The organism is Pseudactinotalea sp. (assembly GCF_048594945.1).
Taxonomy (GTDB): Bacteria; Actinomycetota; Actinomycetes; order Actinomycetales; family Beutenbergiaceae; genus Pseudactinotalea.
Genome location: NZ_JBMDXJ010000364.1, coordinates 1 through 25,751 on the forward strand (window position 1 = coordinate 1; position 25,751 = coordinate 25,751).

A 25,751-nucleotide genomic window follows, 5' to 3' on the forward strand; every position below is an offset into this window, starting at 1 on the left:
ATGAATCGGCGGTACTCACGCTTGCCAGGGACCGAGCCGACCCACTCCAGCGTGAGGGTCTCGGCGTCGAACTCGCCCGAGTTCTTGATGTGGTCCCAGATGCCGTAGCAGACGGCCTGCAGCTCGTCGCGGATCGCCTCGTTGTCGGTGACGACATCCAGCTCGCCACCCCACTCGATCCACCAGTACGCGCACCCGTAGGCATCCACCCGGATCGGCCGAGTCTGGAGGATCGGTGTCGTCGATATGTCCTTCGTGAAGGACGGCGGCACGAACTTCTCCGGCTTTCCCGTATCTCGCGAGTAGAACAGGATCGTGGAGCCGAGCGTGTTCCCATCAGGGACCTCGGGTGCCCATGCTTCGCCGGTCTCAGCCCGCGACTCCCGCCCGGTCCGGTGCTCGGCGCCCGCGAGGTAGCCGACCAGGCCGTCACCCGTCGCGTCGATGAAGGATGGCGAGGTGAAGGTGAAGACCTTCTCGCTCCCCATCTGGAAGCCGGTCACGCACTCGATCTCGATGCCCGACGGCGTCTGTCGGGTCTCGACGTCCCTCACGTCGGTGTTGAGGTACAGATCGATCGTGGGCTCGGCGCGGACCGCCTCGAGCACCACCAGGTCCCAGTAGTACGGGTTTCCCTGCGGGTTCCGGAACTGGTTCTCTACGAACAGCTCGCCCATGATGCCGGTCTCGCGGGCGTTGCTCTGGCCACCGTGTGCGGTGGCGCCGCACACCCACACGCGGACCTCGCTGGAGGAGTTGCCGCCCAGCACCGGGCGATTCTGGATCAGCGAGACCCGGGCGCCGGTCCGCGCGGCGGCGATCGCGGCGCATACGCCGGCGAGGCCGCCGCCGATCACAGTCAGGTCCGCCGCGATCGTCTCGGCGGCGATGGTGGGGACGGTGGTCATGGGGTGGGCTCCTGCTCTGTCATGAGATCGGGGAAACGCCCGAGATCCTCGGGCACGCGTTGCGCCACCAGCAGCCAGATCAGCGAGCAGGCCAGCGTGTCGCTGGCCCTGCCCGCGAAGGTTTCGGTCCAGGTCGTGCTCCGCACGCCCGTGCTGAGCGTCATGTCGGCGGCCGCCGCGAGCGGGCTGGAGGGGTCACCGGTGATCAGCGCGGTGCGGGCACCGGTGCGGCGGGCGCGCTCCAGCAGATGGGCTGCGTGTGTGTCGGCTCCCGACCGCGACAGCGCGAGCAGCACGTCGCCCTCGCCCAGGGTTGCCGCGGCGACGCCTGCGGCCGTGGCGTCCGCGTGCAGCCATACGGCGATCCCGAGCCGGAGCAAGCGAAGCCGCAGCTCCTCAAGCGGCACTGCGTCCGCCCAGCCACCGTGCAGCACCACCCGGCCCCCGCCCGCCACCGCGTCCGCGATCTGCTCCGCCACGGCCAGGTCGAGGCTGCCCGCAGCCTCCGCGGCCCGGTGCTGCTGCGCCGCGAGCACATCCCGGAGCCGCTCGGGCGGGTCGCCGATGCTGAGCTCGGACCCGATGTCCTTGGCCCACCCGCCCTGCAGCGCGCGACCGTGCTCGGTGGCCAGCGCGGCGCGCAGGTCGGGGAAGCCGTCGTAGCCGAGGCGGGCTGCCAGTCGAGAGACCGTCGACGGAGCGACCCCGCTCACCTGCGCGAGCTTCGTGACCGAAGCGCGCGAGGCGCCCTCGGGGTCGCTCAGGATGCTCTCGGCCAGCAGGAGGACGGAGCTTTGCAGCGCTGGTAGGGCCTCGCGCAGGCGCTGCGTCGGGCTGGAGGACGTCGATGCCATCACCGCACATCATTACCCAAAGTGTGCGGAAGCGGAAGAGCAGCGGCACAAGTTGTGCGACGACGTCGTTGACCCATCGCTACGGCCCCGGGCGCGTCAGGCGACGAGATCGCTACTGCGGCACGAGATCGTGACTGTGCAGTACCGATCTCGTGCCGCAGTGACGATCTCGTGGCCGGCAGTGGCCTGGAAGACTCCGCAGCATGACCGAGCCCCGTGAGATCACCGTGTGCTGCCTGCTCTGGGCGAATCCGGGCGAGAAGGCGGCGATGACCGGCTACGAGGATCAGGTGCTGGCCCTGGTGCCCGAGCACGGCGCCCGCGTGCTGCAGCGCGTGGTCGGCTCCGGTGCCGATGGCCACCCGCACGAGGTCCAGGTGTACGCGTTCCCCGATCGGGATTCGCTCGACGCGTACCTGGCCGACCCGCGCCGCACCGCACTCAACGATGTGCGCGACCGTGTGGTCGCCCGTACCGAGCTGTTCGAGGTCGAACTGCGCTGAGCTGTTCAGCGCACGAGGCAGGGACGCTTGGCGTCGAACATCCAGTCCGGGATGAGGTGCTGCATCGCCGCGGCGTCGTCACGCGCGCCGAGCCCGTGCTCCAGGTAGACCTCATGCGCGGCGGCGAGGGCGTCGCGGTCGATCGTCAGGCCGAGACCCGGGGTGTCGTCCACGGCGATGTGACCGTCTCGGATCTGGGGCGGCTGCGTAGTCAGCCCTTGTCCGTCCTGCCAGATCCAGTGGGTGTCGAGTGCTGTGATCTCCCCGGGTGCCGCCGCGCCCACGTGCGCGAACATCGCCAGCGAGATGTCGAAGTGGTTGTTGGAGTGCGAGCCCCACGTCAGCCCGAAGTCGCGGCACAGCTGAGCCACGCGTACCGAGCCCCGCATGGTCCAGAAGTGCGGATCTGCCAAGGGGATGTCGACGGCGTTGCTCCGGATCGCGTGTGCCATCTGTCGCCAGTCGGTCGCGATCATGTTGGTCGCGGTGGGGATGTTGGTCGTCCGCCGGAACTCGGCCATGGTTTCCCGCCCTGAGTAGCCGGCCTCCGCGCCGACCGGGTCCTCGGCATAGGCGAGAACGCCGTGGAGCGGGCGGCAGACCTCGACCGCCTCGGCCAGTGACCAGGCGCCGTTGGGGTCGATCGTGACCCGAGAGGCGGGGAACGTCTCGGCGAGCGCGCGCACCGTCGCCGCTTCCTCGGCCGCGGCGAAGACGCCACCCTTGAGCTTGAAGTCGCGCACGCCGTAACGCTGCTGGACGGCCGCCGCCAAGGCGAGGATCGCGCCGGTGTCCAGAGCGGGTTCGCGCCGCAGCCGCTCCCAGGAGTCGGTTGAGTCTTGCTCGACGACGTAGGGCAGGGTGGTGCGGGATCGGTCGCCTACGTAGAAGAGGTAGCCGAGCACAGGCACCTGCTGGCGGTGCTGCCCATCGCCGAGCAGCTCGGCGACGGGCACGCCGAGGTGCTGGCCGTGCAGGTCGAGCAGCGCCGACTCCAGCCCGGTGACGGCATGGACGGTCGTTCTCAGGTCGAAGGTCTGCTGCCCTCGCCCCGCGACGTCGCGATCGGCGAACGTCGTCGAGATCGCCCGGAGCAGGCGGCCGAACCGCGCGACCGGCTGCCCGAGGAGCATCTCGCCGGCCTCGACGAGGGTGCCGCGGATCGTTTCACCGCCAGGCACCTCACCCAGTCCGGTGCGACCCTCGCTGTCCGTGACGAGCACGATGTTGCGCGTGAAATACGGGCCGTGCGCGCCGCTGAGGTTGAGCAGCATGCTGTCGCCGCCGGCGACCGGGACCACCTCGACCCGCTCGACGACCAGCGCACCCGTGCTCACGCCGTGACCCTACGGATTCGGACCCATCGCTGTCCAAGATCGCTCCGACATGGATTGATGCCCGCTGGACATCAACACCGGGCCGGTCATGAGCCCAGGGCAGACATCACGGCGTACAGGTCCCGTTTGCCCTCGAATCCGATCCCGGGGAGCTCAGGCATGGTGACGTGTCCGCCCGCGACAGCGACGCCGTCGGGAAACCCACCGAACGGCTGAAACAGATCCGGGTAGGACTCGTTGCCACCCAGCCCGAGCCCGGCGGCGATGTTCAGCGACATCTGGTGGCCGCCGTGCGGGATGCACCGGTCCGCGGCCCATCCGTGCGAGCGCAGCATCGCAAGCGTTCGGAGGTACTCGACGAGCCCATAGCTGAGTGCGCAGTCGAACTGGAGCCAGTCCCGGTCCGGCCGCATGCCGCCGTAGCGGATGAGGTTTCGCGCGTCCACCGTCGAGAACAGGTTCTCGCCGGTGGCGAGCGACCCTTCGTACGACGCCGCGACCTCAGCCTGCAACTCGAAGTCGAGAGGGTCGCCGGGCTCCTCGTACCAGAACAGGTCGTACTCCGACAGGGCCGAGGCGTAGGCGATCGCCTGGTCGCTCGCAAAGCGCCCGTTGGCGTCGACCGCGAGCCGCTGCCCCGGTTCGAGGATGTCCAGGACCGCATCGATCCGGCGCCGGTCGGTATCGAGGTCGGCGCCACCGATCTTCATCTTCACGACCGTGTAGCCGCGATCGAGATAGCTCCGCATCTCGTCCTGGAGGACCGTCAGGCCTGTGTCCGGGTAGTAGTAGCCCCCCGCGGCGTAGACAAACACGCGCGGGTTGGCAGCACCGGACCCGTACTGCTCGGCAAGCAAGCGGAACAGCGGTTTCTCGGCGATCTTGGCCACGGCGTCCCAGACCGCCATGTCGATCGTGCCGACGGCGACCGATCGTTCCCCGTGCCCGCCCGGCTTCTCGTTGGTCATCATCGTCGACCAGATCGCGGCGGCGTCGAGGTTGTCACCGTCGAGCAGCGAGTCGGGCTCGGCGTCGAGCACGCGGGGTATGAAGCGGTCCCGCATCATCGCGCCCTGCCCGTAGCGACCGTTCGAGTTGAAGCCGTAGCCGACGACCCGCCGGCCGTCCCGGACCACGTCCGTCACGACGGCGACCAGGCTCAGCGTCATCGTGCTGAAGTCGATGTAGGCGTTTCGGATCGGTGAGCTGATCGGGATGGTCTGCTCGCGGATGTCGACGATTCTCACGTGCTCAGCGCTCCTCGGTCGCCGGACGTGTGCCACGCTGTGCCAGCAGTGCCGCGAGGTCGCCGACCGGGCCGAGATGTGCGAGCTTGTCCGGGTTGAGTTGGTTGTGCAGATTCACCACGCGACCACCGGAGGTCTGCACCGCCATGACGGCGAGCCACGCTCCTTCGGCGTCCCGTGCCCGCACTGCTGGGCCGCCGTTCGCCTCGATCACGTCGATGTGCACACCGAGCGGACCGGTGCGTCTGACCAGTCCCAGCAGGAACCGAGCCACGGCCACCGCGCCCTCGACCGGTCGCGTCACCGCGGGTGCCCGGCCACCGCCATCGGCATGCAGTCGTACGTCCGAGGCGAGCAGTTCCTCGACAAGGGCGACATCCTCGCGGTGCAGGGCGTCGACCAATGCCTCTGCAATCGAGCCCCGATCGGCCCGACCACTGTCGCGCGGCGTCGCTGCAGCCAGCCGCCGGCCTGCCCGGGAGTACATCTGGCGGCAGGCGGCTGCGGACCGCTCGACGATCTCGGCGATCCGCGAGTAGTCGAGCATCACGGCCTCGCGGAGTACGTAGACGGCGCGTTCGAGGGGACCGAGCTCCTCCATGAGCGTGAGGACGGCCGCGGACAGCGACTCTCGCCGCACCGCGACATCGGCAGGATCCGGCGGGCCGGGTGCCGCAGCCACCAGGGTGTCCTCGGACACCAGCGGTTCGGGGAGCCACTCGCCCATGTATCGCTCCCTGCGGACGCGTGCGGAACGGAGAGCATCGATGGCCAACCGGGTGGTGACGGTTGTCGCGAACGCCTCCGGCGACTGCACAGCATCGGCGCCGTGGATCCGGATGAGCGCCTCCTGCACCACGTCCTCGGCCTCGGCCACGCTGCCCAGCATCCGGTAGGCGATCGCGAACATCAGCGGTCGCAGCGCATCGTGCGTCACGTCGGAGTCGAGGCCCACAGGTCCATCGTGACAGCCGGGGGCCGGTTGTCACAGCGACTGCGGCTATCTCGTCGGACGGGACGAGAGATGAGGAGAGACCATGAAGATCTTCCTGGCCGGGGCAGCCGGCGCGATCGGGCGGCAGCTTGTGCCGATGCTGGCCGCTGACGGGCACGAGGTGATCGGCACGAGCCGGAGCCACCGTCACGACGATCAGCTGCGAGCGTTGGGCGCCGAGCCCGTGGTCATGGACGGTGTGGACCGGGCCCAGGTCGTCGATGTGATGGGAGCCGCGGAGCCTGAGGTGGTGATCCACCAGATGACCGGCTTGGCCGGTAGCAGCGGGAACGTGAAGCGGTTCGACGACGACTTCGCTGCCACGAACGCCCTGCGCGTGGCGGGCACAGACCACCTCCTGGCGGCCGCTCGTACGGCTGGCGTGAAGCGGTTCGTTGCGGCGAGCTACACCGGGTGGCCGCACGACCGCTCCGGTCCGATGGTGCACGACGAGGACGCGCCGCTGGATGCCGACCCCGCGCCTGAGTCGCACAGGACGCTCGCTGCCATTCGACACCTCGAGGACGCAGTCACCACGGCGCCTGGCATCGAGGGCCTCGTCTTGCGCTACGGCATGTTCTACGGGCCGGGCACGGGGCTAGGCCCGGGCGGTGATCTGCTCGCCATGATCAGGGCGCGAAAGATGCCCGTGGTCGGTGGCGGCACCGGCGTCTGGTCGTTCGTCCACATCGCCGATGCCGCTCGGGCCACGGCCCTGGCGGTCGACCGCGGCGGCCCGGGGATCTATCACGTGACCGACTCCGACCCGGCTCCTGTGCACGTCTGGCTGCCCTATCTGCACGAAGTCCTCGGGGTCCGTGCCCCGATGAAGCTGCCTGCGTGGCTGGGGCGCCCGCTGCTCGGCACCCATGGCCTCAACATGATGATCAGCGTTCGCGGCTCGGACAACACTCGCGCCCTCGAGGAGCTCGGTTGGGCGCCGGAATTCGCTAGCTGGAGGGAAGGCTTCCGCGCCCTTGCGGCCTGAGTGGCGTTGACCGCGCTGAGGGCGGACAGGCTGACGGGCGGTTCAGCTCGGCATCGTGAGGATCTCGGCACCGTCGGAGGTGATGGCAATCGTGTGCTCGCTGTGCGCGGTGCGGCAGCCGGTGGCGCTGCGCAGGGTCCAGCCGTCGGCGTCGGTGACGAGTTGATCGGTGTCGGACATCACCCAGGGCTCCAGTGCCAGCAGCAGCCCCGGCCGGAGCTGATAGCCGCGCCCCGGCCTGCCGGTGTTGGGGATCGCTGGATCTTGGTGCATCTCCGAGCCGATGCCGTGACCTCCGAACTCGGTGTTGATCGCGTATCCGGCTGCCCTGAGCACCGCGCCGATGGCGTGGGAGATATCGCCGATGCGTGCGCCCGGGTGGGCGACCGCGATCCCGGCCAGCAGCGCGCGCTCGGTCGTCTCGATCATCGCCACACTCTCGGCCGGGCGTGCTTGCCCCACGATGAAGCTGACGGCGGCATCCGCGGCGATGCCGCCCAGGGAGACCGCGAGGTCGAGGGTGACCAGATCGCCGTCGGCCAGCACGAAGTCGTGCGGCTTCCCGTGCAGCACGGCATCGTTGACGGCTGTGCAGATGTGGTGCCCGAACGGTCCGCGGCCGAAGGAGGGTGCGTAGTCGACGTAGCAGGACTGCGCGCCGGCGTCGGCGATCATCTCGTTGGCCCAGCGGTCGATGTCCAGCAGGTTGGTGCCGACGTCGCATCGTCCCTTCAGGTTCTGCAGGATGCGAGCGACCAGCGCACCGCTCGTGCGGGCGCGATCGACCTCGGCGGGGCTCAGGATCTCGATCATGCCAATAACTATACCGGCCAAAGTATCCCGGCATTACTATTGGCACATGGTTCGACTGCCACTCACTCCCGCTGACGTCGAGCGCGGCGCACGCCTCGGTGCCCTGCTGCGCCGGGCGCGCGGGGCACGCTCGATGCTCGAGATCGCGCTCGCTGCAGAGATCTCCCCGGAGACGCTCCGCAAGATCGAGTCGGGGCGGGTTGCCACTCCCGCGTTCCCGACCATCGCAGCAGTCGCTGCCGTGCTCGATCTGTCGCTCGATGCGGTGTGGGCCGAGATCAGCCAGCCGGAACCTGCGCGCACGTCACGCCAGCGGATGGCCTCGTAGCTACCGCCGTCGCAGGCGTGGACGTCAGCTGCTGTCGGTGGGAGCGGCGACCGCGGTCATCCTGGCCGCGGTCATCGCGCGGACACCTCTCTCGACGGCGGAGCCCGCCGGTGACGCCGCTACCACCTGGTCGATCCGTATCGAGCACCAGGTCACCGACGGGCTCGTGAGAGATCAGGTGGACGCGCGGTGGCTCATGATCGCTCACCACCAACCGCTCGGCGACGACCAGGTCGGTGATGACCGCTGCCGTCGATCCCAGGTTGTGCAGCCCATTCACCTCAGGGCTGCCGGCCTCGTCGGTCAGCAGCAGGTAGAGCGCCTGGGAGGCCAGCATGGCCCTCAGCCAGCCTAGGGAGCCGGGCACGTCAGCTGCTGCCTCCGCTGGCCATCATCGCCGTGGTGGTCGCGGTCATGAGGGCCACCTGCATGGCCTGCACGGCCTTCTCGACGGCGGTGCCTGCCGGTGAGCTCTCGACGACCTCGTTGATGCGCTTCTTCAGCTGACCCGCACGCAGCCCGCCGGACTCCTCCTTGAGCACCTTGTGCGCGACATTCATCGCCTGCAGGATCGCCAGCACTGTGGTGTCGCCGATATCAGGCGGGCGCTCGCCCGCGAGCACGGCTGCCAGCCGCTGTCGCACCATCTGCTCCGGTTCCGGGTTGCGTTCGGGTGTCTTCGGGGCGCCCATCCCGAGCATCGTGCGCTCGCCGTACTCGAGGATGCCCTGCTGCACGAGCGACTCCACCACGGCGTCGCGCGGGTCGAGCTTGTGCCACGTCACCAACGAGTCGAGCCGCTTGCCGTCGCGCTCGGCGAGCAGCGGCAGCGCGCCGTCGAGGACCGGATTCCCGGTCGGCTGCGTCGAGATGACCTGGACCCGTGGGCGCTTCTCGTCACTCAGCGTCACCCGCTCGGCGATCACCAGGTCGGTGATCAACGCTGCGCTCGCAGCGACGTTGCGCTGCGACCACGCTTCCGGGGTCCCGGCCTCGGTGGTCAGCAACAGGTGCAGAGCCTCGACGATCAGCATCGCCTCAGGTTACGCAACGCCCGCGTCCTCAGGTCAGGCGGTGTCGCAGCGCGCGCCTGCGCAGGGCCAGTGCGCCCGCCCCGATCGCCAGCAGCACACCCGCCACGACCAGCGCCGGCGCGGGTGTGCTCACCCCGGTGTCGGCGAGCCCGCCCGGTGCGGAGGCGGCGAGCACCTCGATCGGCGCTCGGGCGAGCACGTCGCCGTCGGCGCGCACCTGGATCTCGTGCTCGCCCGGCGTCAGATCCGCCGGGATACGCACGGTGACCTCGGCGCCGCCGTCGGTGGCCGGTGCCGTCGCGAGCCGCGTGTAGGTGCTCGCGATGCCCACCTCGATCTCGTTGACGCCGGTCAGTCCCGACACGACGACGTCGAGCAGGCCGCCGGCAGCGACCCGCGTCGCACCGAGCGTGATGACCGCTCCCGACGGCGTCGCCTCGGTCGGGTCTGTCGTGCTCGGTTCGCTCGTCGGCTCGCCGGGCGACGTGGGCTGCGTGGCGGTCGGTTCGTCGGTCGGTGTCGGGGTCGGTGTGGGCGTCGGCTCGCCGCCGCCGACGGCGACCAGGCTCACCTCGTCGAGCGTGCCCCACGCCTCTGCGGTCATGGTGCCGGCGATCGCGACGGCGACCTCGCCGTCGTCGCCGATCGTCACCGGCAACTCGACCTGCTGCCACTCGGCCCAGCCGGAGAGCGGGAACATGGCGCGCCCTTCGCCGTCGGAGGTGAGAGCAACCAGGGCGAGCTCATCACCCTCGGTGAGCGGGCGGCCCTGGGCACTCGCCGACAGCAGGTAGTCACCGGACGGCAGCCCGTGCACGTGCTGGGTCACCGTGAACGAGAAGTCCACGTCCGCCCACCAGTGCAGCGCCCGTTCGCCCGCGAGCGGGTCCTCCCACGCGACGTCGACGCCAGTCCCGGACAACGTCCACCCGCTCTCGCCCTCCTCGAATCCAGGGTTGACGAGGTGGTTGACGGCGGTGACGGTCACGGTCGCGGCGGTCTCCAGCCCGGCCGAAGTCACGCCGTCGATCACGTACACCCCGGGACCGCTGATCGCCGGTGCGTCCCAGGTCACGGGCTGCTCATCGGTGCTGCGGTCGTTGTAGGTGACGGTCACGGTCTCCGGCAGTGGCACCGGATCGCCTGCCGCCACCGTGAGCGTGACGTGCTCGACCGCCACGGCCTCGCGCGGTGCGGTGGCGCCGGTGCGCACGTACCGGAACACTTGCAGCGACTCCAGCGGCGTGCCGTCGTGTGCGAACAGCGCCTGGTTGTCCCAGGCCGATCCGCCGTACCACTGGCCGGCGTCCTCCGGGTCGTAATCGCCGGCGAAGCTCGAGGCCCAGCCGGAGCCGTGCGCCTCCCACAGCAGCGCGTTCTGCTCGGCCTGCTCCGGGGGACCCACCGGCAGCCACGCGGGCTCCCAGTAGAAGACACCGATGCCGGCGTCTCCCACGGCGGCGACGGCGGCGACCACGTCCCGCACCGACCACGCCTGCCCCTGCACCGAGGCCGGGTATTGCGGGTAGTCGGTCTCGATGACATTGGGGTGGCCGTCGCCGTCGTCTAGGGTGTAGGCCCAGGACGTCTCGGCCACCATCACCTGCTTGTCGTAGGTCTCCGCGACGTGGCTCAGCACGCTCGTGAGGTTCTCCAGCGTGCCGTGCCAGTACGGGTAGTAGGAGCTCGCGAACACGTCGTAGTCGACGTTCCGTTCGGCCAGCGCCGCTGCCGCATCCGCGTACCGCCCGGCGGTCTCCGGGTTGGTCAGGTGCACCGCCACGAGCGCGTCCGGGAATACCTCGCGCACTGCGGCGCTCCCGGCGCTGAACACGCCTGCCATGCCGTCCCAGCCGGTCACGCCCGCGACCGCGCTGTTGGTCTCGTTGCCGACCTGCACCATCGTGACGTGCACGCCGGCGGCCAGGAACTCGCCGAGCGCATCACGTGTGAACGCGCCGGCCGCGTCCGCGACTGCCGCGGCGTCCAGGCCCACCCACGCCTTGGGTACCTGCTGCTTGGCGGGGTCGGCCCAGAAGTCGGAGTAGTGGAAGTCCACCAGCACGGCGAGACCTGCGGCCGTCGCTCGCTCTCCGATCTCGACGGCGCGCGCCACGTCGAGCGTGCCGCCGCCGTAGCCGTTGCCCTCGGCGTCCCGCGGGTCGTTCCACACGCGCACACGCACATGCGTGACGCCCGAGTCGGCGAGCACCTCGAACAGGTCGGCCGGCTCGCCGGCAGCGTCGCGGAACTGGACGCCCGACTCCTCGAGCGAGAGCACCGACGAGACGTCGACCCCGAGGGCGAAGTCCTCGGCCAGACCCTCGACCTTCTCGACCGAGATCGTCGAGGCGACCGGGCCGCCGTCGTCGGCCTGTACCGGCAGCAGTGAGGCCGAGCCCAGTGCCAACGCTGCTGTCATCACCATCGCACCCCGTCGTGCTCGCATCGTGTCCCTACCCCTTCACCGACCCGGCGGTGAGACCGCCGATGATGTAGCGCTGCAGTGCGAGGAAGAGCACGAGTACCGGCAGGCTCGCCAGCACCGCCCCCGCAGCAAACAGTCCCCAGTTGGCGTTCAGCTGGTCCGAGACCCAGGTATACATGCCGACGGCGAGAGTCCAGTTGGACTGTGACGTCAGGATGATCCGGGCGAGGATGAACTCACCGAACGTCGAGATGAAGCTGAGCAACCCGACCACCGCGAGGATCGGTGTCACGAGCCGCAGGATGATCGTCCAGTAGATCTGCGCGTGGGTGGCGCCGTCGATCTTGGCTGCCTCGTCCAGCTCCTGCGGCACCGTGTTGAAGAAGCCGTACATGAGGAACGTGTTCGAGCCGAGCGCACCGCCCAGGTACACCGCGATCAGCGCGGTGCGCGAGTCCAGTCCGAGGGCAGGCACCACCGAGCCGAGCGCGTTCAGGAGCAGGAAGATCGCGACGAACGCCAGCATCTGCGGGAACATCTGCACGATCAGCAGCGTGGTCAGCGCCGTGCGGCGACCACGGAACCGGAACCGCGAGAACGCGTATGCCGCGGACGCGCCCATCAGCACCGACCCGATCGAGGTCACCACACCGATGAACACGCTGTTGAAGGCCCATTGCCAGAACCGTGTGCCGCCCAGTGCCTCGAAGTTGGCGGGGGAGAAGGTGCGGAACAGCTCGGTCGAGCCGGTCAGCGTGCCACCGCTGGCCAGTGCCGCCGAGAGCACGTAGACCAGCGGGAACGCGGCGTAGACAACCACGGCCACGGCGATCGGGTACTTCCATCCGACCTCGCGCCACCACCGGGAACGGCGTGCGCGGGTGCGGTCGGGCGACGTCACGGTGGCAGCCATCAGAGGATCTCCTCGAGCTTGCGGGTGCGTCGGAAGGCGATCGCCGAGATGCCGCCGACGATGAGGAACACCAGGATCGACAGCGCGCTGGCGAGCCCGAAGTCGGCACGGCCGCCGGCCACGCCGGAGATCTGGTAGATCATCGAGATGAGGATGTCGGTGTGCCCGAGCAACGCGGAGGTGTCCGCGAACCGCGGCCCGCCACCGGTGAGCATGTAGATCAACGTGAAGTTGTTGAAGTTGAAGGCGAACGAGGCGATCAGCAGCGGCGCGGTGGAGATCAGCAGCAGCGGCAGCGAGATCGACCGCCAGGTGCGCATCGGGCTGGCGCCGTCGATCTTGGCGGCCTCGGTGACATCGGCCGGCAGCGATTGCAGCGCGCCCGTGCACACGAGGAACCAGTAGGGGAAGCTCAGCCAGAGGTTGACGGCGAGGATCGTCACCTTGGCGAGCGTGGGGTCGTTCAACCACTCGATGCGGGTGCCGAAGAACACCAGCCGGTTGACGATGCCGTAGTCCGGGTTCGCGTTGAGCATGCCCCGCCACAGCAGCGCGGACAGGAACGCCGGGAACGCGTACGGGAGGATGAACAGCGTGCGCCACACCTTGCGGCCACGGATGCGCCGGTCGTCGAACAGCCCGGCGAGCACGAGCCCGGCAAGGAAGCTGGTGACGACCGTGAGGATCGCGAACGCGAACGTCCACACCAGGATCCGCAAGAACGGTGCCGAGTAATCGGTGTCGGTGAACGCCGTCGAGAAGTTCGCGAAGCCGACGCCCACACGCCAGCCGACCGGCAGCGTCGAGCCGTCCTCGGCCTCGAAGTTGCCGCCCTCGTTCGGGTGGTAGACCGCGCCCGTCTCGACGTTGGTCAGCGTCTGGGCGGCCTCGTCCCAGCGCAGCGCGGCCAGGTGGATCGCGGCGGTGCGCCCCTCGCGGGTGCGGATCGAGCCGTCCTCGACGTCGTCGGAGACCGGGACTCGCAGCGCCGTGACCGCCTCCGCGAGCCCGGGGTCGGAGACCACCTCGGTACGGGGGAGCACCTGCCACCCGGGCACCTCGGTGATGACACCGTCGGTCACCACGGCGTCGGGGACTTCCTGCAGCGGATTCTCCGCATCCCCCACCCGCACGGTCGCGTCGTCGAGGATGGCGAGCCCGAGCGCGTCGTCGTCCTCGCGCGTGATCACGGCCATCGGGTAGGTGGGGGAGTCCGGTGTGCGGCGCTCGCTCTGGATCAGCAGCGCGTCGACGGCCTGATCCATGCTGGCGTTGTGCCCGGTGCCGTAGTTCGTGAAGGCCACGAATCCCGTGTAGACCATCACGAACAGCTGCATCACCAGCAGCAGCACGAGCCCTGGTGCCAGGTACTTCAGCGGCAGCGTGCGCTTGGCGAAGTAGATCCAGTTGACGACCACGAGCAGCGCGAGCGCGCCGCTGAAGATGCCCCACGACTCCGCCACGTACGCCGACCAGAGCAGGTAGACGCCGAAGGCGTTGACCAGCCCCATCAGCAGGAGCTTCGTCACGAAGCCGGCAGCCGAGGTCCAACGACGTGCGTGCGACTCGGCGCGAGTGGGGGCACTGCTCATGGTCACTCCTTGCGACGGTGAGCCGGTGCCGGCGGCGGGTCACGAGCGCCGCCGGCACCGGGGTCGGGGTGGCGTCAGCCGCCGAGCTGCGCCTGCAGGTCCTCGATCATGGTGTTCCACGTCGAGACCGGGTCGGCGCCGCCGATGATGGTGGCCTCAGCGGTGTTCCAGTACTCCCACACGTCCGCCATCTCGGGGATCGACGGCATCGGGGTGCCGTTCTGCGAGGACGCGAGGAAGCCGGCCGTCACCGGGTCGCTGGCGACGTCCTCGGCGACCACGGTCATCGCCGGGATGCGCGGGTCGGCGTCGTGCAGCGCACGCATCGCCTCCGGCGTGGCCATGTAGGTGGTGAGGAAGTCGTTCGCGATCAGCGCGTTGGCGCTCTGCGCCGACACGTAGAAGCCCTGCACGCCCACGAACGGTGCAGCGGTCTCGCCACCGGCTGAGGGGATCGGGTCCACGGCGACGTTGATGCCGGCGTCGGTGAAGGCGCTGATGGCCCACGGGCCGGCGACCGTGTACGGCGCATTGCCGTCGGCGAACTCCTGCACGGAGATGTCGTAGTCCCAGTCGGTGCTGAAGACACCGGCGGCGCCCTGTTCGCCGAGCCACTCGGCGAATTGCTCGCCGGCGTCGCCGCCCATGCCGACCGTGTTGGTGTACGACCCGTCGTCATTCTGCTCGAACACCGGGGCGCCGAACGAGGTCTGGAACCCGTAGTAGGTGTAGCCATCACCCGTGGTGCCGCCGGTGTTGATGACGAACGGGTACCGCGTACCTGCGGCCTCACCCATCGCGATCATCTCGTCGAAGGTGTCGGGGGTCTCCTCGACCAGATCGGTGTTGCGGACCACGGCGACGGTCTCCAGCGCGTATGGCAGACCGTAGAGCTGGCCGTCGTACGTGAAGGCCTCGAGCGCGACGCTCTCGAAGTCGCCCTCCATGCCGGCGAGGTCGACCGAGTCGACCACGCCGTTGATGATGAAGGATCCGAGCCAGTCGTGGGCACCGACGGTGATGTCCGGCCCTTCGCCGGTCGGCACCTGGGCGAGGAAGTCGGCGCGGATGTCGGCGAAGTTCTTCACGACCGTCTCCACGGTCACGCCGGTCTCGGCGGTGAAGGTCGCGGCCGCCGCCTCGACGGCGGGCTGCCGGTTCTCGTCGACCCACACCACGAGGTTGCCGCTCGCGGCCGGTTCGGTCGTGTCCTCGCTGGTGCTGTCCTCGGGCGTGGTGGGGTCGTCGGGCGATCCGCTTCCGCCGCCGCAGGCGGCGAGCAGGGCGGCGGTCGCCAGCGCGGCGACCGGGAGGGCGAGTCTCCTCATGGCAGTTCCTCTCAGGTGGTGGCCGCCACGACGGCGGCCTGGGTGTGATGGACGACGGCGACGTCGCCCGGAGCAACGGGAAGGACACCGTCGACCGGTGCGGTGCCGAGGAGCGGGTTCCCGTCGATGGGGACCCGCACCTCGCGGTCGGTGTGGTTGATAACGAACATGAAGGACGACTCGGCGCCCACCCGGGTGACGATCTCGACCCCAGGGTGCTCCGCCGTCGTCAATCCGGCATCGCGATAGACACCGGCCAGCACGGTCGCCAGCCCGGCCACGTCCGGGCAGGCGCTGACGTACCAGCCGATCCCGGCCCCGTGCCGGTGCCGCGTGATCGCCGGGCCGCCGGGCGCGTAGCCGTCGCGATAGCTCCCGACGGCGGTGGCCCCCTCGAGTGCGACATCCTCCTGCCAGATCGTCCCCGGCACGGGCTGGCCGGCCAGGTCGATCTCGATGCTCTCGCCCTCGCGCAGGGGCAGGTGTTCGTGCACCCGCACGCCCAGCACCTCGGCCAGCGGGTCGAGGAAGCCGCCCTCGTGCACGGCGTCGTTCTCGTTGACGACGGCGGAGAAGCATCCGACCAGCAGGGTCCCGCCGGTCTCGACGTACCTCGTGAGGTTGGCGGCGTGATCACGGGTGAGCAGGTAGGAGGCGGGCGCGAGCACGAGCCGGTAGCCGCTGAGGTCGGCGCCCGGGTGGGCGAGGTCGACCGTGAGACCGTCGCGCCAGAGGCGTTCGTGGTAGGTGCGGATCCGCTCGTGCGGGTCGAGGTCGACGCTCGGCCGCCAGGGGAGGTCCTGCGCCCAGAACGACTCGGTGTCCCAGAGGATGGCCACGTCGGCATGCACGCGGCTGCCGGCGACCTGGCCAAGCGCACCGACCTCGCGGCCCAGCTCGACCACCTCGCGCCACCCCCGGGTGTCGGTGCCGCCGTGCGGCAGCATCGCGGAGTGAAACTTCTCGGCGCCCACGCGGGAGGCCCGCCACTGGAAGAACAGCACCGCGTCGGACCCGCGAGCCACGTGCGCGAGCGAGTTGCGCCGCATCTCGCCGGGCCGCTTCGCCACGTTGCGTGGCTGCCAGTTGACGCCCGAGGTCGAGTGCTCCATCAGCAGCCACGGAGCGCCGCCGGCCACCGATCGGGTGAGGTCGGCAGCGAGGGCCAGGCCGACCTCGGGCTCGACCTCCGCCGCCGTCAGGTAGTGGTCGTTGCTGACCACGTCCACCTCGCGCGCCCACGCCCACAGGTCGGTGGTCGGGCAGTTCGCCGCCATGAAGTTGGTGGTGATGGGCTGTGCGGCGTGCGCGCGGATCGCGTCGCGCTCCGCCAGGTAGCACGCGCGCAACTGATGATCGGTGAAGCGGCGGAAGTCGAGCTGCTGGCCGGGGTTGGGTGCTGACGGCGTGGGGCCGGGCAGTCCTAGGTGCTCCCAGTCGTCGTAGCGCTGACCCCAGAACGCGGTGCCCCAGGCGTGGTTGAGCGCCTCCAGCGAGCCGTAGCGCTCCTGCAGCCAGCGCCGGAACTCGCGCACCGCGTGCTCCGAGTAGTCCTCGCCGACGGGAGCGCCGTACTCGTTGTGCACGTGCCAGAGCACCACGGCGGGGTGGTCGCCGTAGCGCCGCGCGAGCGCGTCGGCGATCCCGATGGCGGCCCGCCGGTAGTCAGGTGAGCTCGGCGAGGCCATGCCGCGCGACCCGAATCCGAGCGGGACGCCGTCGCGCGTCACGACCCGGGCATGCGGGTAGGTGGCGAAGAACCACGAGGGAGGAGACGCCGTCGGGGTCCCGAGGTCGATGGCGATGCCGGCCTCGTGGAGAAGCCCGACCACCTCGTCGAGCCGGCTGAAGTCGTAGACGCCCTCGCGTGGCTCGACCTCGGCCCAGTTCCACAGACCGATCGTCACCATCGTGACGCCGGCGGAACGCATCAGCTCGATGTCCTCGCGCCACACGTCGGGGGTCCACTGCTCGGGGTTGTAGTCGCCGCCGTAGGCGACGCGACCGCGCATCCTGGGGTGCGGCCAGCTGGACATGACGCTCCATCGGGTCTCGAGACTCAGTGGTACCTACCTGGGACCGGTCACAGTCTGACTCAGAGACACAGCAAGGCGGAACCTGAGATGGTGATCGTTATGGGACTGTGACCGGACACAGGTCGATCGTGGGACGTGATGATGGACGTCGTCGAGGGAACCGTCCTAGAGTCAGCGCGTGGACCAGCCCAAGCGCCCGACGATCCGTGACGTCGCGGCCGCTGCCGGCGTCTCGCGGGGCACCGTCTCGCGCGCGCTCAACGGCGACAGGTGGGTCTCGCCGGCGGCGATGGCCGCCGTGCAGCGCGCGATCAAGCAGACCGGCTACCGGGTCAACCAGCACGCGCGCAGCCTTGCGACAGGGCGTGCGAACTCGCTGGCGTTCCTGCTGACCGAGCCACAGCAGCTGCTCTTCTCGGACCCGACCTTCGCGCGGCTGCTGCGCGGTGCAGCCGACGCGCTGGCCAAGCAGGGGCAGACGCTCATCATGCTGGTCGCCGGCACGGCGGCCGAGCGTGAGCACGTGATGTCCTACCTCACCGCGGGCCACGTCGACGGCGTGCTGCTGATCTCCTCGCACGAGAACGAACCGTTGGTCGAGCGGCTGCTCGGCGAGCGGATCCCGGTGGTCGCGTGCGGGATCCCGCTCGGGCACGCCCGCGATGTCGCGTGGGTGTCGGTCGACGAGGAGCACGCGGCGCGCACGATGGTGGCGCACCTGCGTGTGTCCGGCCGCTCCCGCATCGCCACGATCGCCGGCCCGCTCGACACCCCCGGTGGGCGCTACCGGCTCGACGGCTACCGCGCCGAGGTCACCGAACTGGGGCTGGGGGAGGAGCTGATCGGTTACGGCGATTACTCGTCGGGCTCGGGTGAGCGGGCGATGGCGGACCTGCTGGAACGGGCACCGGACCTCGATGCCGTGTTCGCCGCGAACGACCTGATGGCAGTCGGGGCGCTCCGGGCGCTGCGAGTGGCGGGGCGGCGGGTGCCCGAGGACGTCGCTGTCGGTGGCTTCGACGACTCCGGCCCGGCGGCCGAGGCCTCGCCGCCGCTCACGACCATGCGCCAGCCCTTCGAGGCGATCAGCGCCGAGATGGTCTCGATGCTCCTCGGCATGGTCGACGGCGGCCGGCCCAAGTTCGTGACGATGCCCGCCGAGCTGGTGGTCCGAGAGAGCACGGACGGTGCAGGCGGGTAGAGGCCCTCTACGACGTACCGCTGGCCGCGCGATGTGCACGCACGCCGCCCTCGAGGGTGCTCACAGATTCAGGGTGGCTCCGCGCATCAGACGCTGGCTCTCCAGATAGCTCAAGGTCGACCGTTCGATGGTGCCGCAACGCTCCGCGACCGCCACGAGAGCGTCCGGAGATCCGGACTGCGGCTCCTCGACCATGACCAGCTCACCCAGCCGCAGCAGATGGAAGGTCGGAACGAGCAGTGCGATGCCGAACAGGGCGATCAGGCCGAACACCACCAGCATGAATCCGGGGTGTGGGAGACGAGCGTCCACACGATGCCACCGATGCCGACGATCAGCATCGGAGCGACATTGAACAGGACGTTCTTCCTGCGCGCGAGTTCAACCGACTCGCGTCCTCCCAGGCGCCCAGATGTGCGGCGGTTGCCATCCCCCTTGCCCGCGAGGTCACGGTGAGGCTGCGCAACAGAATCAGTGACCCCGGTCGATCCACTCCTGCCGGTGCGGAGCCTCGTCGCCGATCCTGGTGTCATCGCCGTGTCCGGTGTGGACCACGGTCTCGGGCGGCAGGCTGAGCAGCCTGTCCGTGATCGAGTCCACGATCGTGGGGAAGTCGGAGTACGAGCGGCCGGTCGCGCCGGGGCCGCCGTTGAACAGCGTGTCCCCGCTGAACACCCGGCCCAGCGCGGGAAGGTAGAAGCACACCGCGCCAGGGCTGTGGCCTGGCGTGTGCAGCACCACCAGCTCCTCGCCGCCCACGGCGAACCGCTGGCCGTTCGTCAGGTCACCATCGGGCGCGCCATCGTGCACCACGTCCCACAGCATCCGGTCCTCGGGGTGCAGCCACACCTCGGACTCAGTGGTGTCCGCGAGCTCACGAGCGGCGCCGATGTGGTCGTCGTGGCCGTGCGTGAGCAGGATCGCGACGACGTCCCGGTCGCCCACCGCAGCCAGGATCGGTGTCGCGTCGTGAGCGGCGTCGATGATGACGCACTCACTCTCGTCGCCGACCACCCACACGTTGTTGTCCACATCCCAGGTCCCGCCGTCGAGCGAGAAGGTGCCCGAGGTGACGATGCGTTCGACTCGAAGGGTCATCAGATCATCACGACCGATCGCAGCACCGCGCCGTCATGCATCTTCGTGAAGGCCGCCTCGACGTCGTCGATCCCGATCTTCTCGGACACGAACGCCTCCAGTGGCAGGCGACCCTGCAGGTCCAGATCGATCAGCATCGGGAAGTCGCGGCTCGGCAGGCAGTCGCCGTACCAGGACGACTTCAGCGAGCCGCCGCGGCCGAACACGTCGAGCAATGGGAGCTCGATCTTCATGGTCGGGTTGGGCACGCCCACCAGCACCACGGTGCCGGCCAGGTCGCGGGCGTAGAAAGCCTGCTCGTAGGTCGTCGGGATGCCGACGGCGTCGATCACCACGTCCGCCCCGTTGCCCTCGGTCAGGGCCTGGATCGCCTCGACCGGGTCGGTGGCGCCCGAGTTGATTGTGTGGGTGGCGCCCATGTCCTTGGCCCACTCGAGCTTCGTGTCGTCGAGGTCGACGGCGATGATCTTCGCCGCGCCCGCGAGTCGCGCGCCCATGATGGCGGCGTCGCCGACGCCGCCGCAGCCGAAGACAGCCACGCTGTCGCCGCGGCCCACGCCGCCGGTGTTGATGGCCGCGCCGATGCCGGCCATCACGCCGCAGCCGAGCAGCCCCGCGACCTCGGGCGCCGCCGCGGAGTCCACTTTGGTGCACTGACCCTGGTGGACCAGGGTCTTCTCGATGAAGGCCCCGATGCCGAGAGCGGGGGAGAGCTCGGTGCCGTCCTCGAGCGTCATCTTCTGTGTGGCGTTGTGCGTGTTGAAGCAGTACCAGGGGCGTCCGCGCAGACAGGCGCGGCACTGGCCGCACACTGCCCTCCAGTTGAGGATCACGTAGTCGCCCACCGCGACATCGGTGACGCCCTCGCCGATCTCCTCGACCACGCCTGCGGCCTCGTGCCCGAGCAGGAAGGGGAACTCGTCGTTGATGCCGCCGTCGCGGTAGTGAAGGTCGGTGTGGCAGACACCGCACGCCTGTACCTTGACGATCACCTCGCCGGGACCCGGGTCCGGCACCACGATCGGCACCACCTCGACCGGGGCATCCTTGGCGCGGGCGATGACGCCCTGGACAGTCTGTGGCATGGCGGCAGCTCCTGTGCTGTCTCGGGAACTCGACAGTCGCCAACCTAGCCGAGAAGCCTGCGCCGCGGTTCGCCGACCGACCACGGGTTGTCGGTGCCATCGGGTACCGTCGCTCATCACGGCGTGTCCTCCGCCGAACCCCGATCGGTCCGTCCCCAGCACGGCCCACCGTCAAACCCCCGTGGTCGGCGATGTCGGGGCAAAGGGACTCCAGTCTCAGGTCGATGGTCAGTCCGTGAACCGAGCGTCTGACGTCGAGATGTCGCTGGGGGACCAGACGCCAGCGCAGGAGTCCGGATGACAGCCAACCGCGCCTTCAAGAAGCGCGTCCGAGCTCGCGCGGCCCAGACCGGCGAGTCCTACACCGCTGCCCTCCGGCACATCCGATCCGAAACAGGAGCGACTGTGCCCACCACCCCACCCGACCTCACCCCGACGCTGCGCCTCGCCGTCGGCCAGACCACGCCGCTCACCGACCCGGGTGACGTCGCCGCGATGCGCGCTCGCGGTGCCGAGATCCGCGATCTCATGCAACGAGCGCACGACGGCGGCGCTCGCCTTCTCCATCTGCCGGAAGCCGCGTTGTGCTTCCCGTCGAAGACGCTCCTCTCGAGCGTTCCCGGCGAGGTCGCCGAGTCCGACTGGACCCGGTTCGCCTGGGACGCTCACGACACGGAGATCCAGGCGATCCGCATCCATGCGGGCCGCCTGGGCCTGTGGACCGTGGTCGGTGCGCCGACCTATCTGCCCGGCCGGCCGCCGTCGGGCAGGCCGCGGCTGAGCACACTCGTGATCGACCCGAGCGGCACGCTCGCAGCCCGCTACGACGAACGGCTGCTCTCGCGCACCAAGCAGACCTACATGTACGAGGCGGGTTCGGCCGGCGTCACGTTCGCCATCCACGGGCTGACCTTCGGGTGCCTCAGCGGTCTCGAAGGCTTGTTCGGGGACGTCTTCAGCGACTACGAGGCCGAGGGCGTCGACTGTGCGCTCTACTCGACCGCCGGGCCCTCGGACCCGGGCGCGGAGGACTCGCTCGCGTCGTCGGCCGTGGTCGCGGCGCGGCAGAACGGCCTCTGGGTCAGCTACGCCGTGCACGCGGACAAGGCTCCCGATGCGCCCGCCGGCATCTCCTCACCCGAGGGCCGTTGGGTGTCTCGCTGCCCCGAGGAGGCGAGACCGGCCGTGACCTTCGCGGACATCCAGCCGCGCCCCGAGGGCGGGCCACGTGAGTGGCGCCGCTCGATGCTGCAGGCTCATCGCAACGGCACGAACCGGTAGCTTCCGTGCTCGGTGACCTCGTCGGCGCCGCCGGCGCGCTCGACGAGTGTCATCGTGCCGCAGACCGGGAGCACCATCCGGGCGTCGTCGGCGAGCTGCTCGAGCAGGTCGGCGGGGATCTCGCGCGCTTCCGCCGACACGAGGATCCTGTTGTACGGTCCGTGCTCGGGGAGCCCGACGGCGTCCGGCCGGGCCTGCTCGATGCTCGCCCAGGGCCATGGGCCCTGGGTGAGATTGGTGGCGCCCCACGCCACGAGATCGGGTTCGATCTCCACGCCCCGCACACGCCCGTGCGGGCCGACCAGCTCGGCGAGCAGCGCCGTCGTCCATCCCGAGCCAGAGCCGACGTCGAGAACGCGCTGACCAGGCTGGACCTCGAGCAGCGCGAGCATGTCGCGCACGGTGCGCGGCTGCGAGCAGGTCTGCTCGTGCCCGATGAGGATCGGGCCGTCGTGGCTGGCGCGCTCCCGTGCACCCTCGGGCAGGAACCACGCGCGAGGAGCGGCACTGAACACGGCGTCGAAGCGGTCGCTCGTTCCCTCTGGTCGCGCACCGACGCTCGCTCCGGTCTCCGCTCCGCTGCGGTCCTCACTCCCTGCTGCGCTCACCTCTCCGAGTCAAACACTCCGCGTCCCACCATGTGGTCCGAATCGTGAGCGCGCGTGACCACGGGGCGGTCATCTCCTAGGGTGGCGGCATCCCATCCAGAGCGGTTGAGAGTCCTGGCTCGTCGACACCGCAGCAACCCCCAGTGGCAGGCCTGCCGAGGGAAGGGTGCTAACGCCAGGATCGATGGAGTTCCCATGGCCACCCCTGTCTGTCCCGTCCGCGAGGACACCCCATGAGCACGGCTAGCCTCTTCTCCGTGCCCGCCGCGAGCCCGACGATCTCGTTCGAGCTGTACCCGCCGCGCACCCCGAAGGGTGCGCAGAGCCTGCCTGCCACCGTGGCGCGGCTCGCATCCGTGCGGCCCGACTTCTTTTCCGTGACCTACGGCGCGAGCGGGCGCACACGCGAGACATCGGGCGCCTTGCTGGCGCACATCATCGAGCGGACCGACGTCGCCCCGATCGCGCACCTCACCTGCGTGGGCGCCTCGGAGGCCGAGCTCGACGAGGTCGTTACCGACCTGATCCGCATCGGGGTGCGTGACTTCCTCGCACTGCGCGGCGACCCGCCCGAGGGCGAGCCCGACTGGCGGCCGCACCCCGAGGGCTTCACCTCTGCGAGCGAGCTGGTGCACCTGCTTCGACGGGTGGAGGCCCGCGAGCTCGCCGGTACCGCCGATACCGCCAGCCCGCTGAGCATCTCGGTGGCCGCCTACCCCGGCGGCAGCTACGACGCCGCGGGTAGTCCCGTGGTCGAGCCCCACACGATCCAGGCGCTGCTGGCCAAGCAGAACGCCGGCGCCGACTACGCCATCACACAGGTCTTCTTCGACCCCGCCTGCTACGGCACGTTCGTGCAGACCGCTCGCGAGGCGGGCGTGCACATCCCGATCGTGCCCGGCATCATCCCGCTGACCGACCCCCGGCGACTCCGCCGGCTGGAGTCGCTCACCGGGGTGCCGGTGCCGCCGACGCTGCTCCAGCACCTCGAGGGCGCTGCTGATCCCGACGATCAGTACGCCCGTGGTCTCGCCGCCGGTGCCGACCTCGTGCACGGCGTGCTCGAAGCCGGCGCCCCCGGCCTGCACGTCTACACCTTCAACTCCTCCGGCCCCGCCCTGGACCTCCTCGCCGCCGCCGGACTCCGCCCGGCGCCCGCCGAGCAGCACTGACTCCCGCGCCCTACGCCCACCGAACCGCCGAACAGGGGGTTTCGTTCGGTATGGGCTGCCTTTCCGCACAGAACACCCTGTTCGACCCCCAGGAGAACCTCCATGTCCCGTCCTTTTCCCGCCGCCACCGTTCTTGGGTACCCCCGGATCGGCCCCCGCCGTGAGCTGAAGCGCGCGGTCGAGGCCTTCTGGGCGGGGCGCACCGACGCCGACGCCCTGCTCGCCACCGCCGCCGACCTTCGCCGCTGCACCCGCACCCGCCTCGCCGAACTCGGGCTGCCCACCGACGACGCCTCGATCCCGAGCGACTTCACCTTCTACGACCAGGTCTGGTCGGTCGCCGCTCAGATCGGCGCGATCCCGGCGCGGTTCTCGCACCTGCGCACCAAGCATGACGGCGCCCTGGGCTCGCTCGATATTGCCGGTCACTTCACCGTGGCCCGCGGCGAGGGTGACCTCGCACCGCTCGAGATGACCAAGTGGTTCGACTCCAACTACCACTACCTCGTGCCCGAGATCGGTCCGGACACCGACTTCCGCCTCGTCGAGCAGGCGAGCGTCCGCTACTTCGCCGAGGCCCTCGCCGACGGCGTGCTCACGCGGCCCGTGCTCGTCGGCCCCGTCACCTTCCTGCTGCTGTCGAAGGCCGCCGACGGCGCACCCGAGGGCTTCGACCCGCTGTCTCGCCTCGACGACGTGGTCGCCGTCTACGCCGAGCTTCTCGCGGCGTTCGCGCAGGCCGGCGCCACCTGGGTGCAGCTCGACGAGCCGGCGCTCGTCTCCGACACCTGGGACACCCCGCGCGAGGAGGTCAAGGCCGCGGTACGCCGTGCCTACTCAGCGCTGACCGCACCGTCGGTGGACGGCGGCCGGCCGGCTCTGTTCGTCGCGGCGCCGTACAACCGGATCGGTTGTGCGATCCGCGATCTCGCCGCCAGCGGCGTCGAAGCGGTCGGGATCGACCTGGTGCGGGGCGAGTCGCCGGACCCGGACGTCGATGGCATCGGCGACGTGACCCTGGTCGCCGGCGTCGTGGACGGGCACAACATCTGGCGCACCGACCTCGACGTCGCGAGCGCGAAGATCGCCGGGCTCGCCGACGTGGGCGCTGCCCGCGTCACGGTCTCCACCTCCACCTCGCTGCTGCACGTCCCGCACACCACCACCGACGAGCCCGACCTGCCCGCCGACCTACTCAGCTGGCTCGCGTTCGCCGACGAGAAGGTCGGCGAGGTGCTCGCCCTCGCCGCAGGTGAGCCGAACGAGCCCGAGGCGTTCGCGACCAACCGGGCAGCCGTGACCAGCAGAAGGGACGCCGTCGGAGTCTCGATCCCCGCGGTGCGCGAGCGCACCGCGGCACTGACCGAGCAGGACTTCACCCGATCCGACTACGCGACCCGGGTCGCTGCGCAGGACGCCGTGCTCGACCTGCCGGCGCTCCCGACCACCACGATCGGCTCGTTCCCGCAGACCACCGACCTGCGCGTGGCGCGGGCGCAGCTGCGCAAGGGGGAGATCGACCAGGCGGCGTACACCGAGGCGATGAAGGCCGAGATCCGGTCGGTGATCGAGCTGCAGGAGCGACTCGGCCTTGACGTGCTCGTGCACGGTGAGCCCGAGCGCAACGACATGGTGCAGTACTTCGCCGAGCACCTCGACGGGTTCGCGGTGACGCAGAACGGCTGGGTGCAGTCGTACGGCTCGCGGTGCACACGCCCCTCGATCCTCTGGGGTGACGTGTCGCGACCGGAGCCGATCACGGTGGAGTGGTCTCGGTACGCGGCCTCGCTGACCGATGCCCCGGTCAAGGGCATGCTGACCGGCCCGGTGACGATCCTCGCCTGGTCGTTCGTGCGCGACGACATCCCGCTCGGCGAGACCGCGAACCAGGTGGCGCTCGCGCTGCGCGACGAGATCGCCGACCTCGAGTCCGCCGGCATCGGGATCATCCAGGTGGACGAGCCTGCGCTGCGGGAGCTGTTGCCGCTGCGCCGCGAGCAGCA

23 protein-coding genes and 1 riboswitch are annotated in these 25,751 nt (G+C 69.9%); of the genes, 7 read left to right on the forward strand and 16 right to left on the reverse strand.

Annotated features, from left to right (window positions below; all coding sequences use genetic code 11):
- Together ACOJSN_RS16565 and ACOJSN_RS16570 are read right to left on the reverse strand one after the other, a co-directional pair.
- A partial coding sequence (locus tag ACOJSN_RS16565; RefSeq protein WP_420113595.1) for an FAD-dependent oxidoreductase occupies positions 1 to 908 on the reverse strand: 908 nt, incomplete at its 3' end.
- On the reverse strand, positions 905 to 1,762 hold the full coding sequence (locus ACOJSN_RS16570) for a MurR/RpiR family transcriptional regulator (protein WP_420113596.1): 858 nt from the start codon (positions 1,760 to 1,762) through the stop codon (positions 905 to 907). The genes ACOJSN_RS16570 and ACOJSN_RS16565, both read right to left, overlap by 4 nt.
- 203 nt (positions 1,763 to 1,965) lie before the next feature.
- On the opposite strand from ACOJSN_RS16570, the gene ACOJSN_RS16575 reads away from it, so the two are divergent.
- Positions 1,966 to 2,265: a hypothetical protein gene (locus tag ACOJSN_RS16575; protein WP_420113597.1), complete on the forward strand. Its 300-nt coding sequence runs from the start codon at positions 1,966 to 1,968 to the stop codon at positions 2,263 to 2,265.
- A 5-nt stretch (positions 2,266 to 2,270) separates the two neighbouring features.
- On the opposite strand, the gene ACOJSN_RS16580 is transcribed toward ACOJSN_RS16575, so the two are convergent.
- The 3 genes from ACOJSN_RS16580 to sigJ form a co-directional block, all read right to left on the reverse strand.
- Positions 2,271 to 3,539: an enolase C-terminal domain-like protein gene (locus ACOJSN_RS16580; RefSeq protein WP_420113617.1), complete on the reverse strand. Its 1,269-nt coding sequence runs from the start codon at positions 3,537 to 3,539 to the stop codon at positions 2,271 to 2,273.
- Between the two features lie 149 nt (positions 3,540 to 3,688).
- A complete protein-coding gene (locus ACOJSN_RS16585; protein ID WP_420113598.1) occupies positions 3,689 to 4,849 on the reverse strand; it encodes a mandelate racemase/muconate lactonizing enzyme family protein in 1,161 nt (386 codons plus the stop codon).
- Between the two features lie 4 nt (positions 4,850 to 4,853).
- Positions 4,854 to 5,804, reverse strand: coding sequence for an RNA polymerase sigma factor SigJ (gene sigJ / locus ACOJSN_RS16590; protein WP_420113599.1), 951 nt, complete (start codon positions 5,802 to 5,804; stop codon positions 4,854 to 4,856).
- Positions 5,805 to 5,886: 82 nt separating this feature from the next.
- On the opposite strand from sigJ, the gene ACOJSN_RS16595 reads away from it, so the two are divergent.
- Entirely contained in the window at positions 5,887 to 6,831 is a 945-nt protein-coding gene (locus ACOJSN_RS16595; RefSeq protein ID WP_420113600.1) for an NAD-dependent epimerase/dehydratase family protein, read from the forward strand.
- A gap of 42 nt (positions 6,832 to 6,873) precedes the next feature.
- Here ACOJSN_RS16595 and map read toward each other — a convergent pair whose 3' ends face one another.
- Positions 6,874 to 7,644, reverse strand: a complete 771-nt coding sequence (gene map, locus ACOJSN_RS16600; protein ID WP_420113601.1) for a type I methionyl aminopeptidase — start codon at positions 7,642 to 7,644, stop codon at positions 6,874 to 6,876.
- Between the two features lie 46 nt (positions 7,645 to 7,690).
- Between map and ACOJSN_RS16605 the strand changes: the two genes are divergently transcribed.
- Complete coding sequence (locus ACOJSN_RS16605) at positions 7,691 to 7,972, forward strand: helix-turn-helix domain-containing protein (RefSeq protein WP_420113602.1); 282 nt, start codon at positions 7,691 to 7,693, stop codon at positions 7,970 to 7,972.
- Positions 7,973 to 8,340: 368 nt separating this feature from the next.
- Here ACOJSN_RS16605 and ACOJSN_RS16610 read toward each other — a convergent pair whose 3' ends face one another.
- The 6 genes from ACOJSN_RS16610 to ACOJSN_RS16635 form a co-directional block, all read right to left on the reverse strand.
- Complete coding sequence (locus ACOJSN_RS16610) at positions 8,341 to 9,006, reverse strand: GOLPH3/VPS74 family protein (RefSeq protein WP_420113603.1); 666 nt, start codon at positions 9,004 to 9,006, stop codon at positions 8,341 to 8,343.
- A 28-nt stretch (positions 9,007 to 9,034) separates the two neighbouring features.
- Positions 9,035 to 11,428 carry a glycosyl hydrolase 53 family protein gene (locus ACOJSN_RS16615; RefSeq protein WP_420113604.1) on the reverse strand — a complete coding sequence of 798 codons (2,394 nt, stop codon included), beginning with the start codon at positions 11,426 to 11,428 and terminating at the stop codon, positions 9,035 to 9,037.
- Positions 11,429 to 11,462: 34 nt separating this feature from the next.
- Positions 11,463 to 12,347 (reverse strand): sugar ABC transporter permease, encoded by an 885-nt coding sequence (locus ACOJSN_RS16620; RefSeq protein WP_420113605.1) that lies wholly within the window; start codon positions 12,345 to 12,347, stop codon positions 11,463 to 11,465.
- Positions 12,347 to 13,939, reverse strand: a complete 1,593-nt coding sequence (locus ACOJSN_RS16625) for an ABC transporter permease subunit (protein WP_420113606.1) — start codon at positions 13,937 to 13,939, stop codon at positions 12,347 to 12,349. The genes ACOJSN_RS16620 and ACOJSN_RS16625 overlap by 1 nt, the downstream gene beginning before the upstream one ends.
- A 74-nt stretch (positions 13,940 to 14,013) precedes the next feature.
- Positions 14,014 to 15,267 (reverse strand): sugar ABC transporter substrate-binding protein, encoded by a 1,254-nt coding sequence (locus ACOJSN_RS16630; protein WP_420113607.1) that lies wholly within the window; start codon positions 15,265 to 15,267, stop codon positions 14,014 to 14,016.
- Between the two features lie 11 nt (positions 15,268 to 15,278).
- Positions 15,279 to 17,303, reverse strand: a complete 2,025-nt coding sequence (locus ACOJSN_RS16635) for a beta-galactosidase (protein ID WP_420113608.1) — start codon at positions 17,301 to 17,303, stop codon at positions 15,279 to 15,281.
- 178 nt (positions 17,304 to 17,481) lie between these two features.
- On the opposite strand from ACOJSN_RS16635, the gene ACOJSN_RS16640 reads away from it, so the two are divergent.
- Positions 17,482 to 18,504: a LacI family DNA-binding transcriptional regulator gene (locus ACOJSN_RS16640; RefSeq protein ID WP_420113609.1), complete on the forward strand. Its 1,023-nt coding sequence runs from the start codon at positions 17,482 to 17,484 to the stop codon at positions 18,502 to 18,504.
- 60 nt (positions 18,505 to 18,564) lie between these two features.
- On the opposite strand, the gene ACOJSN_RS16645 is transcribed toward ACOJSN_RS16640, so the two are convergent.
- From ACOJSN_RS16645 to ACOJSN_RS16655, 3 genes are all read right to left on the reverse strand, one after another.
- Positions 18,565 to 18,786 (reverse strand): hypothetical protein, encoded by a 222-nt coding sequence (locus ACOJSN_RS16645; RefSeq protein ID WP_420113610.1) that lies wholly within the window; start codon positions 18,784 to 18,786, stop codon positions 18,565 to 18,567.
- A gap of 189 nt (positions 18,787 to 18,975) precedes the next feature.
- Positions 18,976 to 19,602, reverse strand: coding sequence for an MBL fold metallo-hydrolase (locus ACOJSN_RS16650; protein WP_420113611.1), 627 nt, complete (start codon positions 19,600 to 19,602; stop codon positions 18,976 to 18,978).
- Entirely contained in the window at positions 19,602 to 20,687 is a 1,086-nt protein-coding gene (locus tag ACOJSN_RS16655; protein WP_420113612.1) for an S-(hydroxymethyl)mycothiol dehydrogenase, read from the reverse strand. Before ACOJSN_RS16655 ends, ACOJSN_RS16650 begins: the two co-directional genes overlap by 1 nt.
- 297 nt (positions 20,688 to 20,984) lie before the next feature.
- Here ACOJSN_RS16655 and ACOJSN_RS16660 point away from each other — a divergent pair, with 297 nt between their 5' ends.
- Positions 20,985 to 21,968 carry a carbon-nitrogen hydrolase family protein gene (locus tag ACOJSN_RS16660; RefSeq protein WP_420113613.1) on the forward strand — a complete coding sequence of 328 codons (984 nt, stop codon included), beginning with the start codon at positions 20,985 to 20,987 and terminating at the stop codon, positions 21,966 to 21,968.
- Here ACOJSN_RS16660 and ACOJSN_RS16665 read toward each other — a convergent pair.
- Positions 21,944 to 22,576: a protein-L-isoaspartate O-methyltransferase family protein gene (locus tag ACOJSN_RS16665; protein ID WP_420113614.1), complete on the reverse strand. Its 633-nt coding sequence runs from the start codon at positions 22,574 to 22,576 to the stop codon at positions 21,944 to 21,946. The genes ACOJSN_RS16660 and ACOJSN_RS16665 overlap by 25 nt on opposite strands.
- Before the next feature lie 89 nt (positions 22,577 to 22,665).
- A riboswitch (SAM riboswitch) is annotated at positions 22,666 to 22,767 on the forward strand.
- Positions 22,768 to 22,809: 42 nt separating this feature from the next.
- On the opposite strand from ACOJSN_RS16665, the gene ACOJSN_RS16670 reads away from it, so the two are divergent.
- Both ACOJSN_RS16670 and metE read left to right on the forward strand, forming a co-directional pair.
- Entirely contained in the window at positions 22,810 to 23,748 is a 939-nt protein-coding gene (locus ACOJSN_RS16670; protein ID WP_420113615.1) for a methylenetetrahydrofolate reductase, read from the forward strand.
- A 102-nt stretch (positions 23,749 to 23,850) separates the two neighbouring features.
- On the forward strand, positions 23,851 to 25,751 hold a 1,901-nt coding region (gene metE / locus ACOJSN_RS16675; protein WP_420113616.1), incomplete at its 3' end, for a 5-methyltetrahydropteroyltriglutamate--homocysteine S-methyltransferase.